Origin of the sequence: Rhodococcus sp. PD04, assembly GCF_035918275.1 — a bacterium.
Classification (GTDB): domain Bacteria; phylum Actinomycetota; class Actinomycetes; order Mycobacteriales; family Mycobacteriaceae; genus Rhodococcus; species Rhodococcus rhodochrous.
Map to the genome: position 1 here is coordinate 4549740 of NZ_CP142143.1, position 18883 is coordinate 4568622.

At 69.2% G+C, this 18883-nt stretch carries 14 protein-coding genes; 8 read left to right on the plus strand and 6 right to left on the minus strand.

Annotated features, from left to right (window positions below; genetic code table 11):
• Positions 1 to 3 precede the first annotated feature (3 nt).
• Positions 4 to 3510, plus strand: coding sequence for an MMPL family transporter (locus U9J23_RS20655; RefSeq protein WP_326600170.1), 3507 nt, complete (start codon positions 4 to 6; stop codon positions 3508 to 3510).
• 57 nt (positions 3511 to 3567) lie between these two features.
• Here U9J23_RS20655 and U9J23_RS20660 read toward each other — a convergent pair whose 3' ends face one another.
• The 3 genes from U9J23_RS20660 to macS all read right to left on the minus strand — a co-directional run bounded on the left by U9J23_RS20660 (position 3568) and on the right by macS (position 6158).
• Entirely contained in the window at positions 3568 to 4266 is a 699-nt protein-coding gene (locus tag U9J23_RS20660; protein ID WP_085469728.1) for a DUF1707 SHOCT-like domain-containing protein, read from the minus strand.
• Positions 4267 to 4328: 62 nt separating this feature from the next.
• On the minus strand, positions 4329 to 4955 hold the full coding sequence (locus U9J23_RS20665) for a response regulator (protein ID WP_059383862.1): 627 nt from the start codon (positions 4953 to 4955) through the stop codon (positions 4329 to 4331).
• 63 nt (positions 4956 to 5018) lie between these two features.
• Positions 5019 to 6158: a MacS family sensor histidine kinase gene (macS, locus tag U9J23_RS20670; RefSeq protein ID WP_326600173.1), complete on the minus strand. Its 1140-nt coding sequence runs from the start codon at positions 6156 to 6158 to the stop codon at positions 5019 to 5021.
• A gap of 174 nt (positions 6159 to 6332) precedes the next feature.
• Between macS and U9J23_RS20675 the strand changes: the two genes are divergently transcribed.
• From U9J23_RS20675 to U9J23_RS20695, 5 genes are all read left to right on the plus strand, one after another.
• Positions 6333 to 7841: an adenylate/guanylate cyclase domain-containing protein gene (locus tag U9J23_RS20675; RefSeq protein WP_059383763.1), complete on the plus strand. Its 1509-nt coding sequence runs from the start codon at positions 6333 to 6335 to the stop codon at positions 7839 to 7841.
• Between the two features lie 84 nt (positions 7842 to 7925).
• Positions 7926 to 9047, plus strand: a complete 1122-nt coding sequence (locus tag U9J23_RS20680) for a lysylphosphatidylglycerol synthase transmembrane domain-containing protein (RefSeq protein WP_226950006.1) — start codon at positions 7926 to 7928, stop codon at positions 9045 to 9047.
• A 91-nt stretch (positions 9048 to 9138) separates the two neighbouring features.
• Positions 9139 to 9693 (plus strand): YceI family protein, encoded by a 555-nt coding sequence (locus U9J23_RS20685; RefSeq protein ID WP_059383762.1) that lies wholly within the window; start codon positions 9139 to 9141, stop codon positions 9691 to 9693.
• A 134-nt stretch (positions 9694 to 9827) separates the two neighbouring features.
• Positions 9828 to 10208: a DUF3054 domain-containing protein gene (locus U9J23_RS20690; protein ID WP_016694523.1), complete on the plus strand. Its 381-nt coding sequence runs from the start codon at positions 9828 to 9830 to the stop codon at positions 10206 to 10208.
• A gap of 129 nt (positions 10209 to 10337) precedes the next feature.
• Positions 10338 to 11810, plus strand: a complete 1473-nt coding sequence (locus U9J23_RS20695) for a peptide MFS transporter (protein ID WP_059383761.1) — start codon at positions 10338 to 10340, stop codon at positions 11808 to 11810.
• A 73-nt stretch (positions 11811 to 11883) separates the two neighbouring features.
• Here U9J23_RS20695 and U9J23_RS20700 read toward each other — a convergent pair whose 3' ends face one another.
• The 3 genes from U9J23_RS20700 to U9J23_RS20710 form a co-directional block, all read right to left on the minus strand.
• Positions 11884 to 12621: a sulfite exporter TauE/SafE family protein gene (locus U9J23_RS20700; protein WP_059383760.1), complete on the minus strand. Its 738-nt coding sequence runs from the start codon at positions 12619 to 12621 to the stop codon at positions 11884 to 11886.
• Between the two features lie 158 nt (positions 12622 to 12779).
• Positions 12780 to 14459: an NTF2-like N-terminal transpeptidase domain-containing protein gene (locus U9J23_RS20705; RefSeq protein WP_272268038.1), complete on the minus strand. Its 1680-nt coding sequence runs from the start codon at positions 14457 to 14459 to the stop codon at positions 12780 to 12782.
• 79 nt (positions 14460 to 14538) lie between these two features.
• The gene (locus U9J23_RS20710; protein WP_229579636.1) at positions 14539 to 16308 is read right to left on the minus strand and encodes a penicillin-binding transpeptidase domain-containing protein; all 1770 of its coding nucleotides are present in this window, start codon (positions 16306 to 16308) and stop codon (positions 14539 to 14541) included.
• Between the two features lie 192 nt (positions 16309 to 16500).
• Between U9J23_RS20710 and U9J23_RS20715 the strand changes: the two genes are divergently transcribed.
• Together U9J23_RS20715 and U9J23_RS20720 are read left to right on the plus strand one after the other, a co-directional pair.
• Entirely contained in the window at positions 16501 to 18036 is a 1536-nt protein-coding gene (locus tag U9J23_RS20715; protein ID WP_106201220.1) for an ABC-F family ATP-binding cassette domain-containing protein, read from the plus strand.
• Positions 18037 to 18058: 22 nt separating this feature from the next.
• Positions 18059 to 18871 carry an alpha/beta fold hydrolase gene (locus U9J23_RS20720; RefSeq protein WP_059383756.1) on the plus strand — a complete coding sequence of 271 codons (813 nt, stop codon included), beginning with the start codon at positions 18059 to 18061 and terminating at the stop codon, positions 18869 to 18871.
• The last annotated feature ends 12 nt before the right edge of the window (positions 18872 to 18883 follow it).

Here is an 18883-nt window from a genome sequence, read left to right on the forward strand (position 1 = left end):
TACGTGTTCGACCGTTGGGGAGGGCTCGTCTACCGCGCGCGCTTCACCGTCATTGCGGTGATGGTCGCGGGGTTGCTCGCGCTCGCCGGGTACGGGCTGAGCCTGAACGATCACCTCAGCCAGAGCGGCTGGGACGATCCCGGTTCGGAGTCCGTCGCCGCTGCCAAGCTCGCCGACGGCACCTTCGGCCGCGACACCGCGGGCGACGTGCTGGTCCTGTACACGGCACCCGAGGGCAGCACGGTCGACGATCCCGCGTTCTCCGCGAAGATCACCGACAGCCTGAACTCGTTGGTCGCCGAGCACCCCGACGAAATCCTCAAGATCAACGGCGCGTACTGGCCCACCGACAACGCACCGTCGCTGCCGACACTGGCCGACCCGTCGCGCCAGCACGCGATCGCGTCGATCGCCATCGCCGGTGAGGACGACACGGAGCTGACCGGCAACTTCCGCGAGGTCAAGGACGCGTTCTACATCGACGGCGTCGACGTGCAGCTCGCCGGTCTGCAGCCGATCTCCGGCGCGCTGAACGACACGATGGCCAACGACATCAAGCGCATGGAGATCCTCGCGATCCCCGCCGTCGGCATCCTGCTGTTCTTCGTCTTCGGCGGCGTCGTCGCGGCCGCTCTCCCGCTGATCACCGGTGGTCTCACGATCGTCGCGGCGAACGGCATCGTCCGGTTGATCACCAACTTCACCGAGGTCAACTCGTTCGTCGCGCCGGTCGTCTCACTGATCGGCCTGGGTCTGGCGATCGACTACGGCCTGTTCATGGTGTCGCGCTTCCGTGAGGAACTCGCCGAGGGCTACGACACCCCGGCGGCGGTGCGCCGCACCGTCGTCACCGCAGGTCGCACGGTGGTGTTCTCGGCAACGATGGTGGTCACCAGCCTCGGTGGCCTCGTGCTGTTCCCGCAGGGCTTCCTCAAGTCGGTCGCCTACGGCGCGATCTCGGCGGTCTCGCTGGCCGCCCTGCTGTCGATCACGATCCTGCCCGCCATCCTGAGCATCCTCGGCAGGCGCATCGACATGTTCGGCATGAAGCGCTTCGGACAGATCCAGTCGAACGAGCAGGTCGAGAACAGTTTCCTCGGCCGCCTGTGCCGCTGGGTGATGGTCAATCCGATGAAGGTGACCATCCCGACGGTCATCGGCCTGCTGCTGCTCATCATGCCGCTGACCGGCATCAAGTTCGGCGGCATCAACGAGACCTACCTGCCGCCCGAGCACCCCACGCGCGTCGCGCAGGAGACCTTCGACGAGCTGTTCCCCGGCCAGCGCGCCGAGCCGGTCAAGCTCGTCGTCCGCGGCGCCGAGGGCGGCGATCTCAACAAGATCATCACGACGGCGAGCGAGGCCCCCGGTCTCGTCGAGAAGTTCACGATCACCGGCCCCGCCAAGGACGGCGTCCGCGTGCTCAAGGCCGGTCTGACCGACCGCAACGAGTCCGCCGACACCATCGAATACCTGCACGCGGCCGACTGGCCCGAGGGTGTCGAAGTGCTCGTCGGCGGCACCCCGGCCATCGAGCAGGACTCCATCGCGGCCCTGCTCGACACCCTGCCGCTGATGGTCGTGGTCGTCGTGCTGCTGACGACGTTGCTGATGTTCCTGGCGTTCGGCTCGCTCGTGCTGCCGGTGAAGGCCGTATTGATGAGTGCCCTGGGTCTCGGCTCGACGCTGGGCATCCTCACCTGGATCTTCATCGACGGCAACGGCGCCGACCTGCTCAACTTCACCCCGGGGCCGATCATGTCGCCGGTGCTCGTGCTGATCATCGCGATCGTGTACGGCCTGTCGACCGACTACGAGGTGTTCCTGCTCTCCAGAATGGTCGAGGCGAGATCGATGGGGGCGAGCACCACCGAGTCGATCCGGATCGGTACCGCCCACACCGGTCGCATCATCACCGCGGCCGCCCTGATCCTCATCGTCGTCACCGGTGCCTTCGGGTTCTCCGACCTGGTGATGATGAAGTACATCGCGTTCGGCATGATCGCCGCGCTGATCATCGACGCGACCGTCATCCGCATGTTCCTCGTGCCCGCCGTGATGAAGCTGCTCGGCGACGACTGCTGGTGGGCTCCGGCGTGGATGAAGCGCATCCAGGAGAAGATCGGCCTGGGCGAGCCCATCCTCGCCGACGAACTGATGCCCGAGGACGTTCCCGAACTCATCACCGTCGGCATGTTCGGCCCGGCGACCGTCGCGGCCACGGGCGCGCACCGCTTCCCGGCCGGTGCCTTCGAGGGTGGCTCCGACCTCACGCAGCCGCTGCCGAAGATCGCTCCGCCCAGGCCGGCCGCCGAACAGCGCAAACTCCGCGATCTCACGCCGCCGCCGGCGCGACGCCAGGTTCCGGGCCGTCCCCCGGTCCGTCCGGCCGCGCCCGCATCCGGACGTCCGCCTGCTGCTCCTCGCAACGGCGAACGGGTGCCGCCCGCAGCCGGGCGTCCGACGCCGGCGAGCCGTCCGGTGCAGCCCGGTACAGGTCCGGGACGTCCGTCGCGTCCGGTCCCGGAGCCGCGTCGTCGCCCGGAGGATCGGCCGCAGGTGGACGAGCGCAACGGCTCGGCTCTTCCCGAGCGTCGTGCCCCGGAGACGCCCGAACGTCGTGCCCCCGAGGTGCCGCAGCGCGATGCTGCACAGCGGGGTCCGCTCGATCCGACACAGCGGGGTCCGCTCGATCCGACACAGCGGGGTCCGCTCGATCCGACACAGCGGGGTCCGCTCGATCCGACACAGCGGGGTCCGCTCGATCCGACACAGCGGGGTCCGCTCGATCCGACACAGCGGGGTCCGCTCGATGCCACACAGCGGGGAGCTTCCGACCCGTCGTCGCCTTCGTCGGTGCCGCCGCTCCCCCGCCGCCGGCGCGGCGAGGTTCCGCCGCCGCTGCCACAGTCGTTCGTCCGCCCGCCGGCCGTCCCCGGCGATGCGGAGGCTCTGCCCGGCACCCAGGCGTCGCGCCCGGGCGAATCCGGCACCGGTCGTGCACGGGATCCGCAGGCGATCGAGAACTGGCTGTCGCAGTTGCGCCGCACGTCGCCCGGCGGGGACTCGCCCGCGCAGCGTCCTCGGCCTGCATCCGACGCACCGCGTCCGTCCGCATCCGACGCACCGCGTCCGCCGGCACCCGGAGCGCAACGATCCCCGGCACCGGAATCGCAGCGGCCCCAGGGACCGGAAGCGCAACGTCCCCCCGCGCAGGCACCTGCCCGTCCGCCCGCGCCGAGCACTCAGCAACCGCCCACACAGGGCATGCAGCCTCCGGCTCAGGGCGTGCAGCCTCCGGCACAGGGCGGTCCTCGTCCACCTCTGCCCTCCCGATCCCGAGGTCAGGAGCAGCCGCCCCGTCCGGCCGGCGAGCGACCGGAAGCACCGGCGGACGAGTCGCAGCCGGAGCAGAACGACGCGGAGTCGCGGAGCCGTGGACGCCACGGCCCCGACAGCGGGCGTTCGATCAGCGTCAGTGAGCTGATCGCCCGGCAGCGTCGCGACTGACCTCCCGAACGAACTCGAGGCGACCCGCAGAGCGGGTCGCCTCGAGTGTTTCGGGGGTCAGCTGCCGTTGAAGAACTTCCGCAGACGCGTGGACAGCGGATGGGTGACGTTGAAGCTCCCGCCGCGGACCTTGCCCGTCACCACGACGTGCAACGGCCCGTACGGCGCTCCGCCGCGCACCTTCGACGTCACGCTCGACGCGACGTTCTCGACGCCGTTGACGTCGGCCGTGGCCTCTGCGGGGAGCACGATACTGATCGAGCTGAGGTAGTCGCTCACGTCGATCCGCACGACCTGCGTCTGCATCACCGCCTCGGTGAAGTCGAGGGTCACGGAGGACGCGACGGTGTCGAGGACGATGGCGGGCGGCACGTGCCAGCGGCCCTTGCGTTCGATGCCGGAGACACGACCCTTGATCACGAGAGGAGCGCCCTGGCCGGTCGCGGGGTAGGCGGCTGCACTCGGCGCCGGGTAGCCGGCTGCGCTCGACGCCGGGTAGCCGGTCGCGCTCGGCGCGGGGTAGCGCGACTGCGACATGCCCGGCAGGTTCTGTTCCTGGAACTCGGGTCGGATCTGGATGCCCGGCAGGTCGACGAGCACCTGGTTCAGGTCGCCCCGGGTCTTGGCCGCGAGGACGGTATCCATCCGTTCGGTGAACTCCCCGAGCGAGAGCATTCCCTGCCCGACCGCCCGCTGCAGAAGTTCGCCGACGTGCTCGCGCTCGGCGTCCGACACCCGCAGATCCCTCGGTTCCATGCCCCCGAGCTTAACGGGACGATCGGTATGCCTCAGAAGTCGTCAGGGGTGTGAGCGGGACGCTATTCGAGGCCCTGTTCGATGACGTAGCGGGTGAGTTCGACGCGGTTGGCAAGTTGCAGTTTGCGCAGTGTCGCCTGGACGTGGTTCTCCACCGTGCGGTGGCTGAGCGTCAGCCGCGCGGCGATCTGTTTCGCCGACAGCCCTTTCGCGACGAGACGCAGCACTTCGGTCTCCCGACCGGTCAGGGTCGGTGGAGGTCGACGGTCGGCGACGTCGTTCGACATCCGGCGGTACTCGCCGAGCACGAGCCCGGCCAGTCCGGGGGTGAAGACTGCCTGTCCCCGCGCGGTCGCGAGGACGGCGTCGACGAGTTCGTGCACCGAGGCGCTCTTCACGAGATAGCCGGACGCGCCGGCCTTCACCGCGCCGAGGACGTCGTCGCGTTCGGAGGACGCCGACAGGACCAGCACCCGGCTGTCCGGGGAGACCTCGAGCACCGCGCGGGTCGCCTCGGTGCCGGTGCCGTCGGGCATCGCCATGTCCATGAGCACGACGTCGGGGCGGACGACCGCGGCACGACGCGCGGCGCTCGCGACACCGTCGGCCTCCGCGACGACGATGAACCCGGCCTCCTCGAGGTCACGTCCGACGGCGTTGCGCCAGATCGGATGGTCGTCGACCACCATCACGCTGACGGTGCCGCGTTCCTCCGTGGTGTTCTCGTGTGCTTCCGCGTTGATCTCGGCCACTCATTCCCCCTTCGGTACCCGGATCTCCCATTCGGTTCCTTCGCCTACGTCGCTGTCGAGCAGTGCGACACCGCCGAGCCATTCCGCTCGCCCGACGATCGACTTGGACACCCCCATGCGTCCCTGTTCACGAGCTTCGTCGAGTCTGCCCGGCGCGATCCCGGCGCCGTCGTCCCGGATGCTGAGCACGATCTCGTCGCCGAGGTCCTCGAGGAGGATGTAGGCGGCGGCACCGGCGCCGGCGTGCAGTTGCGTGTTCGACAGCGCCGCTGTCGTGAGCGCCGCGAGTTCCTCCGCTCGATTCCGCGGGATCATGATCGGGTCGGCGGGCGCGGACACCGTCGCACCGGTCCCGGCCCGAGCCCGGACGAGTGCGGTGAGGTCGGCGTTCTCACCACCGCGGTCGACGCCGGTGTCCTGTTCGGAGATCAGCTGCCGCAGCGCGGTCTCCTGTTCGCGGGCCAGCTCCGCGAGCTCCGCCGCATCACCGCCCAGCTCGACTCCGCGCCGCTGCACGAGCGCGAGCACCTGCAGGACACCGTCGTGCACCTGGCGGGCGAGTCGGTCCCGTTCCTCGGTGGCCGCTGCCACGCGCACGGCCTGCTCGAGTTGCCGGTGCGCACTGCGCGCGGTGGTGGTGGCGAATCCCATCGCCACACCGCACGCGACGAGCACGGGTGCCGTCGCGTCCCGCCACAGGTCCAGATTGATCTGGTCGCGCACCACCGCGCTGACGACGGACATCAGCAGCGCCGAGCCGATGCCGGTGAGCGGACCACCGAGGATCGCAGCCGACAGCACGGCGTTGGCGACCCACAGCGTGGTGGGCATGGTCTGGTGGTTGCTGTACCAGTCGTGGTCGGCGACCAGCCGGGTCGCCGCCATCAACGCCACGGCGAGGATCTGATCCATCACGGTGACCGTGCGCCGCAGTCGTGCCTCGCGGGAGAGCAGCACCGCCGAGACGAGCGACCACGTCACGAGCACCCCGACGAAGAACCACGACAGGCCCGGACGGGTGTAGTTCACGACGGTCGAGAACTGCGATCCCACCGCATATGCGACGGTCACGAGCCGGAAGACCTGGGCGGCCCGCCACAGGGGCGCATCCGCATCGGGACCGGTCGGAGACGGCCTCATGTGTACGTTTCGCACCTTTCGTCACCGTGGGTGGGGCGAGTGAATCCAACCACTCCACACCCCCAACGGTGACCGCCCCATCCTGTGACCGTCCGCACAGTGGTTTGATTTGAAGTCGTGCTGAGGTCGTACCGAGCTGTCGCCGCCACGTTGCGGAGTCGTTGGCCGCTCTACATGGTCTCGATGGGCGCGTCGAATCTGTTCGGGGCCCTGCTCGTGTTCGCCTTCGTCCGGTACGGCATCCCCATCGCCGAGACCGACGCCATCATCGCGGATCGGGTCCGCAACTTCGCGGTGTTCGCCGTGTACCTGGTCTTCGCCGGCATCGTGAGCCTCAGCGCGGCGGCGATCATGCTGCGCTCGGTCGTCCGGTGGCAGCTCCGCGGCGGCCCACCCACCCGGGCCGAGCAGATGGCCGCCCTGCACGCCCCGCTGCGACAGGCGATCGTGCATCTCGGCCTGTGGCTGCTCGGCGGCGTGCTCTTCGTCTTCCTCACCGCCGAGGAGATGCCCTCGCTCGCGGTGGCGGTCTCGGTCACCGTCGCGATGGCCGCGACCAGCACTTTCGGTTTCACCTACATGCTCGGCGAACGTATCCTGCGACCGGTCGCCGCGCGGGCGCTGAGCGAGGGGAACTTCGACCGGACGATGGCTCCCGGCGTCGGCACGCGCCTGGCCATGACGTGGGGGCTCGGCACGCTCATGCCGGTCGCCGGGATCGTGCTGCTGTGCGTGACGCAGCTGAGCGCCGACACCGACTTCGACGCCGACGCGCTCGCCCTGTCCGTGCTCGCGCTCGCGGTGACGTCGATCGGCCTCGCGCTCGTGTTGTCGCTGCTGACGTCGGCGCAGATCTCCGACCCGATCAAGCAGCTCCGCTGGGCGATCGAACGCGTGCAGCGCGGCGCCTCGGGAGTGCAGGTCGAGGTGTTCGACGGTAGCGAGATCGGACGCCTGCAGGTCGGCTTCAACCGGATGATGGCGGAGTCCGACGAGCGTCGGCGTCTGCGGGAGTTGTTCGGTCAGCACGTCGGCGAGGACGTCGCACGCCGGGCGCTGCAGTACGGCACCGAACTCGGTGGTGAGACGCGCTACGTCGCGGTGTTGTTCGTCGACATGGTGGGTTCGACGGCGACGGCCGCCGAGCGCCCGCCGAGCGAGGTCGTCGAACTGCTCAACGAATTCTTCCGTGTCGTCGTCGAGGTGGTCGACCGTCACCACGGTTTCGTCAACAAGTTCATGGGCGACGCCGCGCTGGTGATCTTCGGCGCTCCCCTCGACCGGCCGGACGCCCCCACGGCGGCACTCGCGGCGGCCCGCGAACTGCGTTTCGCCCTGGACGAGATCACCGGACTCGACGTCGGGATCGGCGTGTCGGCGGGGCTCGCGGTGGCCGGCAACATCGGTGCGGCGGAGCGCTTCGAGTACACGGTGATCGGCGACCCGGTCAACGAGGCATCGCGTCTGACCGAGCTCGCGAAAATGCGCCCGAGCAGGGTTCTCGCGTCGTCGAGTGCGCTGTACTTCGCGGACGACGAGGAGCGCAGCCACTGGGAACTCGGTGACGAGGTGCAACTGCGCGGCCGCCGGCGGATGACCCATCTCGCGTGGCCGGTGCGCTATCCCGGGGCCCCCGGAGAGGCGAACGAGAGGGACGAATCGGGCACTTCGGCGGAGGAATGACAGTCCGTCCCGCGACACCCGTGAACGACGCGGAACGGCCATAGCGCCCTCTCCGTGACCCTGTGGTCGGTTACGGTGAACAGCGTGGCGCAGCCGCACGACGATCCTCCATGCCCCGACGCCACGCCGCGTCGGGGCTCGTTCCGGTGGATCAAGTGGGTGTCGGCGATCGCTCTCGTGGCCCTGTTGACGGTCGAGGCGATCTATCTGTGGCCGACGATGAGCGACTCGTGGCGCGCGGTCACGGAGATGCACTGGGGCTGGTTCGCGGCGGCCGTGCTGGCGCAGATGATCTCCCTCAGCGGCTTCGCGGGAGTGCAGCAGCGACTGCTCCGCGCCGGTGGGGTGCGCGTGGGGCACTGGCGCTCGGCATCGGTGATCTACGGCAGCACGGCGATGGCGGTAACCCTGCCCGCAGGACCGGTCTTCTCCACAGCCTTCACCTACAAGCAGACCCGCAAGTGGGGTGCGACCCCCGTGGTCGCCTCGTGGCAGCTCGCCGTGTCGGGCGTCATCGCGGCGGTGACCCTGGCGTCGGTGGGCATGATCGGCGCCTTCGCGGTCGGCAGCCGGATCAGCCCCGTCACGCTCGTGTTGTCGCTCGCCGGCGCGATCGCGTTGATCTTCGGCCTGCGGTACGTCGCGAAGAACCCCACGTCGATCGAAGCGGCGGGCACGTGGGTGCTCCACCGGGTCAACCGCATCACAAGGAAGCCGAGGGGCACCGGCTTCGACGTCTTCGAACGCACCCTCGCTCAGCTCGAGGCCGTCGAACTCGCTCGTCGCGACGGCGTGGCCGCCGTGGCGTGGTCGGCCGTGCACCGTGCAGCGGACGTCGCGTGCCTCGGACTGGCGTGCTGGGCCGTCGGTGGCTCCCCCTCGTTGGCGGGGTTGTTCATCGCGTTCGCGGCGGCGAAGGCCGTCGGCAGCGTGCCGCTCGCGCCGGGTGGCCTCGGATTCGTGGACGGTACCCTCATCGCGACGCTCACCGCCGCCGGGCTGAGCGCGTCGCAGTCGCTGGCAGCGGTCTTCGTGTATCGGATGGTGAGCTTCGCGTTCGTCGCCCTGACGGGCTGGGCCACCGTCGCCGCGATGTACCGGGGCAACGGGCCGGACGAGATCGATCCGATCGCCGAGCGCGAGGAACACGAGCGCAGCACCCTGGAACGCCGACGGCGACCTCTGGAGAATCCCGAACCGGCGTGATTCACATCACATAGTAGTTGCGTACGCAACCATTTGGTGGCATGGTCGTAGACAAGCAGTTGAATGTTGAATCACTTTGAGGAGAGCCACCATGACGACCGCCACCACCACCTTCCCGGGCCTGACCGCCGGCACCTGGGCCATCGACCCCGTCCACTCGAACGTGGGCTTCACCGTCCGCCACCTCGTCGTCAGCAAGGTGCGTGGCAGCTTCGAGAACTTCTCCGGCGCCATCACCGTCGCCGAGGACGGCACCGCATCCGTGAACGCCGAGATCGACGTCAAGTCCATCAACACCAAGAACGCCGACCGTGACGCGCACATCCGCTCCGCCGACTTCTTCGACGCCGAGCAGTTCCCCGTCGCCACCTTCACCTCCACCGACGTGCGTGCCGACGGTGACGACTACATCGTCACGGGCGACTTCACGCTCCACGGCGTCACCCGCCCGGTCGACCTGAAGCTCGAGTTCAACGGCGTCAACCCCGGTATGGGCCAGGGCCCGGTCGCCGGCTTCGAGGCCACCACCGTCATCAACCGCAAGGACTTCGGCATCAGCATCGAGATGCCGCTGGAAGGCGGCGGAGCCGTCGTCGGCGACAAGATCACCATCACCCTCGAGATCGAGGCCGGCCTGCAGGCCTGACCCCTCTCGCACCGACAGCGCCCCTGCTCCGGCGGGGGCGCTGTCGCGCTCCACACGCTCTACCGGCCCTGATCGTGCTCGAGAGCACGCGCCGGAGGTTCCGACGGGCCCCGCGCCGCCGCTACTCTGGACCCGTGAAGAAGTACACCCCGGCGTTGGCGATCGACGTCGTTCTCGTCGTCGTATTCGCCGTGCTCGGTCGTTCCAGCCACGACGAAGTGCTCGATCTCGTAGGGCTCGCAGGAACGGCATGGCCGTTCCTCGGCGGCCTCACCGTCGGATGGTTCCTCACCGCGTGGCTCTACCGCGACAAGTTCGACGCCTTCGCGGCCGTTCCTACCGGACTCCTCGTGTGGGTGAGCACCCTCGTCGTCGGGATGCTGCTGCGTGCCGTCACCGGCCAGGGCACCGCGACTGCCTTCATCATCGTCGCGACGATCTTCCTGGGCCTGTTCCTGGTGGGCTGGCGCGTCGTCGTCGGACTGCTCCAGCGCCGCAAGGTCGACGCCCACTGACCCCGCCGAGGTCGCCCCGCACCGACCCTCCGGTCTCGTTTCTCACAATCGCACCCGAAGTGTGATCTGCGACCGCGGGATACGCGAATTTTTCGCGCTCGCGCCCCGTGCGGTGGAACAGTGGGGACCATGTCCACGCTGGAACCACCTACTCTGACCGGGTCGAGATCCGACCATCGGTTCTTCGGCCAGCCGCTGCCCCTGGCCAATCTGTTCGGTGTCGAGATGTGGGAGAGATTCTCCTTCTACGGCATGCAGGGCATCCTGATCTACTACCTGTACTACTCGGCATCCGAGGGCGGGCTGGGGATCAGTCAGGCGGCCGCGACCTCCATCGTCGGTGCCTACGGCGGCACGGTCTACCTGTCGACGATTCTCGGGGCGTGGATCGCCGACCGGTTACTGGGTTCCGAACGAACCCTGTTCTACAGCGCCGTACTCATCATGTTCGGCCACATCGCTCTCGCAGTGCTACCCGGTTTCGTCGGGGTGGGTGTCGGCCTCGTGCTGGTCGCGTTCGGTAGCGGTGGCCTGAAGGCCACGGCGACGTCGATCGTCGGCGACCTCTACGACGAGCAGGACCCGCGGCGCGACGCCGGCTTCTCCATCTTCTACATGGGCGTGAACCTCGGCGCGCTGGTCGGCCCACTGCTCACCGGCTTCCTGCAGACGCGCTACGGCTTCCACTGGGGCTTCGGTCTCGCCGCGATCGGTATGTTCCTCGGCCTGCTGCAGTACACGATCTACCGCAAGCATCTCGGCGACATCGGCAAGGTGCCGCCGCATCCCCTGCCCGCCGAGACCCGTACGAAAGCGGCCGGGATCGGTCTGGTCGCCGTGGTCCTCATCGCGGTCGCCGCGCTGACCGGCCTCGTCACGACGAGCAACATGTCCGACATCGTCGTCGCCCTCACCATCATCGCGACGATCGCCTACTTCGTCATCATGCTGTCGAGCAAGCAGATCACGCCGATCGAACGCAGCCGGGTGCTGTCGTTCATCCCGATGTTCATCGCGAGCGCGGTGTTCTGGTCGCTCTTCCAGCAGCAGTTCACGATGGTCGCCGTCTACGCCGACACGCGCCTGAACCGCAGCCTGTTCGGATGGGAGTTCCCGCCGTCCTGGGTGCAGTCGATCAACCCGGTTTTCATCATCCTGTTCGCAGGTGTCTTCGCCGCCGTGTGGACCAAACTCGGACCGCGTCAGCCGTCGTCACCCATCAAGTTCGCCGCGGGCACGATCATCATGGGCATCGCCTTCCTGTGCTTCATCCCCATGGCGGGCGGCGGCGCCAACAGCGCTCCGCTGCTCGGACTGGTGTTCATCCTGCTGCTGTTCACCTTCGCCGAGCTGTTCCTGTCCCCCGTCGGACTGTCGCTGTCGACGAAGCTCGCACCGAAGAACTTCCACACGCAGATGGTCGCGCTGTTCTACCTGTCCGTCGCGTGCGGCACGGCCATGGCCGGCACCCTCGCCGGGTTCTACGACGAGAACGACGAGGTGCCGTACTACCTGTGGATCGGCGGAGCGTCGATCGCAGTGGGCATCGTGCTGGCCCTGTTCGCGCCGCGCATCAAGAAGCTCATGCACGGCGTGCAGTAGCCACCGCTGCACAGAGTGCTGTGCAGTAGCACCGCTGCACAGAGTGCTGTGCAGGAACACCACTGCACAGCACTCAGCGGAGAGCGAGCCATACCGCCAACCCGAACCCTGCGAGCGCGACACCCACGCGCAGCAGGTTCGGGGGTATGCGCCGCACGAGCGGCGGACCGCAGTACCCACCGGCGAACGCGCCGACGGCCATCGCGGCCGCCGCGCCCCAGTGCACGGGACCGAAGACGGCGAACCCGATCGCCGCGACGAGATTGGCGACCCCGAGCAGGTAGCTCTTGAGGATGCTCGCGCGCCAGATCTGCTCGGACGTGCAGATCAGCACCAGCGCGTAGAAGACGACGCCCGCGCCGGCACCGAAATATCCGCCGTAGACCGCGACGACGAAGACCGCCACGGAAAACACTCGCGGCAGGTCGCGGCCGCCGGCCAGGGTGCGGATGCGTGGCTGGAGCAGCAGCGCGAGAGCGGCGAGTGCGACGAAGCCGGGGACGACCGCCTCGAACGAGTCGGGTGGGGCGACGAGCAGGACGGCCGCCCCGACCACGCCGCCGAGCGCGGCGTAGAGCGTCCACCACCACACGCGGGGGCCGGTGTCGACGACCTCCCGCGCCGAGTTCGTCAGCGCCCCGACACCCACACCGACCATCGCGACGGTGTTGGTCACGTTCGCCGCGACCGGCGGGAGGCCGACGGCGAGCAACGCCGGATACGAGACGATCGATGCCAGGCCGGTGACGAACCCGACGACACCCGCGAAGAATCCGGCAACCACGAGCAGGGCCAGGTCGAGGACGGTCACGGTCGCTCAACGTACCGGTACACCGTGGACCGGCCTCCGGCGGATCGGTGCGCCAGGGACCGACCGCCTGCAGTCGGTGTGCCATGGACCGACCTCCGGCGGTCAGTGCGCGTGGACCGGCCTCCGGCGGTCAGTGCGCGTGGACCGACCTCCGGCGGTCAGTCCCCGAGCAGTGGTTCCCCGAGCTTGCGCAGGAAGGTGTCGGCCATCTTGATCGCCCGGTCGCCGCCGTCGGCATCGGCGACGAAGACCGCGAAGGCCAGGTCGCCGCCGGTGTAGCCGAAGAACCAGCGGTCCTCGCCGCTCGCCGCGGCGATGCCCGCGAGGCCGGCGTGTCCGCGGAGGAAGGACGCCGGACCGTTCTGCACGTTGTCGATCATCATTCCGCGCAGGGCGTCGATCACCGAGCCGGGCAGCGCCTCGGGGGCGTCGTGGACGACCGTCTCCTGGCCCTGTACGAGCGTCGGGACGGCGGCGTTGCCCCGCGCGACCGAGGCGGCCAGCACTGCGGCGCCGAGCGGCGTGATCAGGTTCTCGTCGGAGTCCGATCCGGCGAACTGGACCACTCCGGAGCGGTTGTGACCGATCTGCGAGGTCTCGAACTCGAAGCCGGGCACGTCGTAGTCGACGCCGAGACCGAGGCGCCGGGCGGTCGCGGCGATGTCGTCGGACCCCACGTCGTTCGGCTCGACGCCGCGCTCGAGGCCGGCCGCGAGCCGGACCGGATCGAGAACGCCGCCGGCCGGGTAGAGGCCGTGGGTGATGACGGGACCGAGTTCCATGGCCCAGTTGTTGACGTCGGCGGCGAGAATGCCACCGGTCGACGGCTGGATGGCGACCAGCGCGGCCGGGGTGCCGGCGGTGACGACCGCTTCCTTCGCGGCCAGCTGCACCTGGGAGTCGACGGTCGCCTGCAGGTCCGGGGGCGGGGGGCCCTGGAAGCCGGCCACCTGGATCGGGCCGTCCTCGGGGTCCTCGAGGGTGACCGCCCAGCCTGCCGTCCGGTCGCGTTCGAGCTGCCAGGCGGAGCGCAGGGAGTCGAGCAGCGGCGTGGAGATCCGTCGATCGGCGCTGATCAGTGTGGGTGTCGTGAGCACCTCGACCCCGGGGATCGACACGATGCCGTCCTCGAGGAACTGGTAGTCCTGGTCGCGGAGCTTGACCGCGGTGATCCGGTTGCCGGGGTTCTCCGCCATCCGCTCCTGCATCAGCTGAGCGGTGATGACGGGTGCGACCGGCTCGAGAACCGCCGCGAGACGAGTGGTGGTGTCGACGGGATCGGGCATCGCCGCCGGGTCGAGCACCACGGCGTTGATGGTCTGTTCCTCCATGAGGAGGCGACCCGTGCGGTCGAAGATCTTCGGCGGTGCGGCGTCGGTGCGCACGTGGTGGACGGTGCGTCCGCCCGACAGGTCGGGGACGACTACCTCCGGATCCCAGGACACGCGCCAGCCGACGGCGAGCTTCCGCACCGAACCGGTGACCTGATACGACCAGTCCTTGCCTTCACCGAAATTCCAGCCGGCGGTGAGCGTGAAGTATCCCGAGTCGTCGTTGAGTTCGACGAGCTGGGTGACGTCGTAGTCGACGGTGCCGTCGGCCAGACCGTCGTACATCTGCGAGATCGTTTCCTCCGCCGCGTTCGGGTAGGAGGTCAGGGCCGCCGCTGCGCCCGCGTCACGATCGTCGAGGGCGGCGACGAAGTCGTCGACGAGGCGTTGCGCCTCGCTTCGAGAATCCGAGAACACAACCGTCGTCAGGGCGACGACAGCCACGACGAGGCATACGGCCAGCGCGACGATGCGCCCCCGCTTCCCCCGCCAATCACGAAATCTCATATGTAACAACCTTCACTTCAGTCACACGAGATACCAGCACGCGTTGTGCACGAACCAATCACAATTGCGCCACGCGTCCCTACCCCCTCAGCCATCGCCCCGCCGCCTCGACGGCAGGGGCCGAGCCGTCCGCCCCCGACACGAACACCGCAAAGGCAAGATTATCCTGTGATCCGATAAACCAGCCGTGCGCCCCGGTGTTGTCACCGTACTCCGCCGTCCCCGTCTTCCCCGCCAGATCGGGAATGTCGCGCAACGTGCCCGCTGTACCGTCGATCACAGTCTCGCGCATCATCTCTCGCAGTGCCGCGAGCACGTTCTCGGGCATCGGTTCGGCGTCCCGATCCGCGGTCGCCGGCTGCCCTTCGACAAGCATCGGAACCGGCGTGCGGCCGTTCGCCGCCGAGGCTGCGACCAGCGCCATCCCGAACGGCGACGCCGTCACCTGCCCCTGTCCGATCGCTGCCTCCACGCGGGCAGAATCGGTATCGGCGACCGGCACGTTACCCGTGACCGTGACGAGACCGGGCGTGACGTAATCGATGCCCAGACCGAAGCGTTCGGCGGTGGCGCGCAGGGCGTCGGGCGGCAGGTCCAGAGCGAGCTGCCCCATCGTCGTATTGCACGAGAACGCGAACGCGGTGTGCAGCGGCACGGGGCCGAGATCGAAGTTCTCGTCGTTGGGGATCGTTCGTGAGCCGATCGAGGCGACGCCCGGGCACGGCAGCACGGTGTCGGGTTCGGCGAGCCCGGCATCGAGCGCCGCCGCCGTCGTCACCACCTTGAACGTCGACCCCGGCGGGTAGAGGCCGGTCGCGGCGATCGGCCCCTCGGCGTCGGCCGCGTCGTTCTGGGCCATCGTGCGGATCGCGCCCGTCGCGGGTTCGATCCCGACGATCACCGCAGGCGTGTCGAAACCCGCGAGGACCTCCTCGGCCCGCCGCTGCAGATCGAGGTCGATCGTGCTGGTCAGGTCGGGCGCCTCCGGGCCGGCTTCACCGGCGACCTGGCTCGTCGTGCCGGCCGCCGCGACCCGCCGGATCACCCAGCCGGCCGAGGCGTCCTGCCCCTCCTGCCACAGTTCGGCGAGACCGGACCACACGGGCGAGGCGAGAGCGCGCTCGGTGGTGAGCAGACGGGTCTGCGGTACGAGCGTCACGCCGGGCAGCGCGACGAGGCGTTCCTCGATCGGTGCGAGGTCCTCCTCACGGAGCGTGATCACTCCCGCAGTACCGCCGGCGGCCGCCGCGACCTGCTCGGCGAGGCTCTCCGCCGTGATCGTCGGGACGACCGTGGCCAGCACGGGAGCGACCGCGGCGGGATCGGCGGTGGCATCCAGGTTCACGACGGTGACGACCTGCTCCCCCATGAGCGGCTGCCCGGCCCGGTCGAAGATCGTCGGCGGGGCGCCGACGGTGGTCAGATACTCCAGCGACGCGCCGCCCGCCAGTTCCGGCGACAGCACCGCGGGATCCCAGCGGACCCGCCACGCGTCGGCCTCGGGGTCCTCCGTCGCGCTGCCGGTGGTGCGGTACGACCAGTCGCGGCCCTCCCCGAAGGTCCACGTCACGTCGAGGTCGAAGGTGTCGCCGTCGCCCGTCCCCGCGACACTCACGGTCGGGTCGTCGTGGCCGAGGCCGGCGAAGAGGGCATCGATCGCGGACTCCGCGGCCGCCGGATCGGTGGTCAGCGCCGCCGCTCCGGAGACGTCGCCGGCGTCGAGAGCGGCAGCGAACTCCTCCGCGATCGTCTCGGGCTGATCGGGGCCGAGGGCACACGCCGACAGCGACAGCACCGTGGCTGTCGCGACTCCCATACCAATCAGTCGGATCCGCACGGTCCCGATCATGCCTGCACTTTCGCGCCCGTGCCTGTTACCGCAGGTAGGAGTCGGGGTGAAATATTCGGTTGCGCCCCGGACGGCGTGGGCTCACCATGGTGTTCGCATCCCGTACCCGTCGATCGGAGAAGTCCGTTGCTCCTGTGAGAGGTCCCGTCCCCGCGCACTCGCGCAACCGACCCTCACCCTTCGGGAGCCATCATGTCTTCATCCGGTATCACGCTGTCCGCACTCTCCTACGTCCATCCGGACGGCACCGTCGCCGTGCAGGATCTCGACGCCGTCGTCCCGGCCGGGCGGATCGGCCTGGTGGGCCGCAACGGAAGTGGGAAGACCACCCTGCTCCGGCTCATCGCGGGTGAACTCCGCCCGACCTCCGGTTCGTCGACGGTGCGCGGACGGGTCGCCTGTCTCCCTCAGGACGTGACCCTCGATCCGACGGTGCCGGTCGATTCCGTCCTTGGCATCGGAGAGATCCGGAAGTCGCTGCGACGCATCGAATCCGGATCGTTCGACGATCGGGACTTCGAGGTCGTCGCCGACCGGTGGGACATCGAGGACCGCGCCCTCGCGCTCATGCACCGAGTCGGCCTCGACCGGATCCTGCACGACGCCGGGGATTTCGATCGCACCGTCGGTCAGCTCTCCGGCGGCGAGACGGTGCTGCTCGCCTTCACCGCACGCCTGCTCGACGAGCCGGACGTGCTGCTGCTCGACGAGCCGACGAACAATCTCGACGCCGACGGGCGTGCGCGCCTGCAGGATGCGCTCGACCGGTTCCCGGGCACGGTGCTCGTCGCCGGGCACGACCGGGAACTGCTCGACCGCACGGACTCGATCGCCGAACTGCGCAACGGCGCGTTGCGCCTGTTCGGCGGCGGATTCGGCGAGTACGAACGGATCGTCGCGGAGGAACAGGAGGCGGCGCGGGCAGCGGTGCGGGACGCCCGCAACGACGTGCGACGCCAGGCACGCGAACTGGCGGCGGCACACGTCACGATCGCCCGGCGGCAACGCTACGGGCAGAAGATGTACGAGCAGAAGCGCGAACCCAAGATCGTCATGGGCGCGCGCAAACGGCAGGCGCAGGAATCCGCCGGGCGTTTCCGCCGCGAACACGAGGAGGATCTGACCACTGCACGGGAGAACCTGGACCGCGCGAAGGACGCGGTGCGCGACGATCCGGAGATCCGCATCGACCTGCCCGGGACCGCGGTTCCGCCCGGCCGGCGTGTGGCGGACGCACCGCTCGAGATCGTCGGGCCGGAGCGGATCGCGCTGCGCGGGCCCAACGGATCGGGGAAGACGACCCTGCTGCACCGCATCGTCGAGGCGGAACCCCACGTTCCCTTCGCATTGCTCCCGCAGCGGCTCGACATCTTCGACGACGACCGTTCGGTCGCGGAGAACGCCGAGGATCGGGCGCCGCACCTGACTCCGCAGCAGGTGCGGGCGCGTCTGGCGCGCTTCCTGTTCCGCGGCCGTCACGCCGAGGTCGCCGTGGGAGCGCTGTCGGGTGGGGAACGACTGCGGGCCGCGCTCGCGATCGTGCTCGCGGCCGATCCCGCTCCGCAGTTGCTGCTGCTGGACGAGCCCACCAACAACCTCGACCTGGCAGGCCTCGCACACCTGACCCAGGCCCTGCGCGCCTACAGCGGTGCGCTCGTGGTGGTCTCGCACGACGAACGATTCCTCGAGGAGGTGATGGTGGATCGGTCGGTCGAACTCGAAAGATGAGCCGTTCGGAGATACTGCTGGGATGAGCCACGCGACGAATCCCGCCGACGGCACCCGGATCCGGTTCACCACGGCAGGCCCCGAGGGGGCACCGGTCGTGCTGCTGGTCCACGGCAGTGCCCTGTCGTCGGCGGTGTGGCGGGCCTTCGGCTACGTGAAGGCGCTCGGCGGGGATTTCCGGCTGGTCATGCCCGATCTGCGTGGCCACGGCCGCAGCGACACCCCGCACGACGAGGACGCGTATGCGATGGACGCGATCGTCGGGGACCTGCTCGCCGTACTGGACGCGGCGGGAGCCGACCGGGTGCACTACGTCGGCTATTCGTTCGGCGCCCGTGCGGGTCTCGCGCTCGCCGTCGCCGCCCCGGAGCGGTTGGCGAGCCTGACCCTGCTCGGCGGGAGCGCACGCCCCCAGCAGGGATCGATGGACGCGATGTTCTTCCCCGGCACCGTCGACGTGCTCGAGCGCGAGGGCATGGACGGTTTCATCCGTGCCTGGGAGGAAAGGCGTCGCACACCGGTCGATCCCGCGACGCGCTCGGCCTTCCTGAAGAACGACGCGCAGGCTCTCGCCGCCTATTTCCGCCGGTCGGATCGGGAACCGGGGATCGACGACGAGATGCTCGCCGGCATCGACGTGCCCGTGCTCGCCGTCGTCGGATCGGACGATCGCCTGCGCGTGGAGGACACCCGCGCGTTGTCGCGCACCGTCCCCGGTGCGCGACTCGCGATCCTGCGCGGGGTGGACCATGCCGAGACGGTCTCGGCCGCACTGCCTGCGGTCGAGACCTTCCTCTCGGCACGCGCCGGCCGGAAACCGACCGACACGCGCTGATACTCGGTTCGG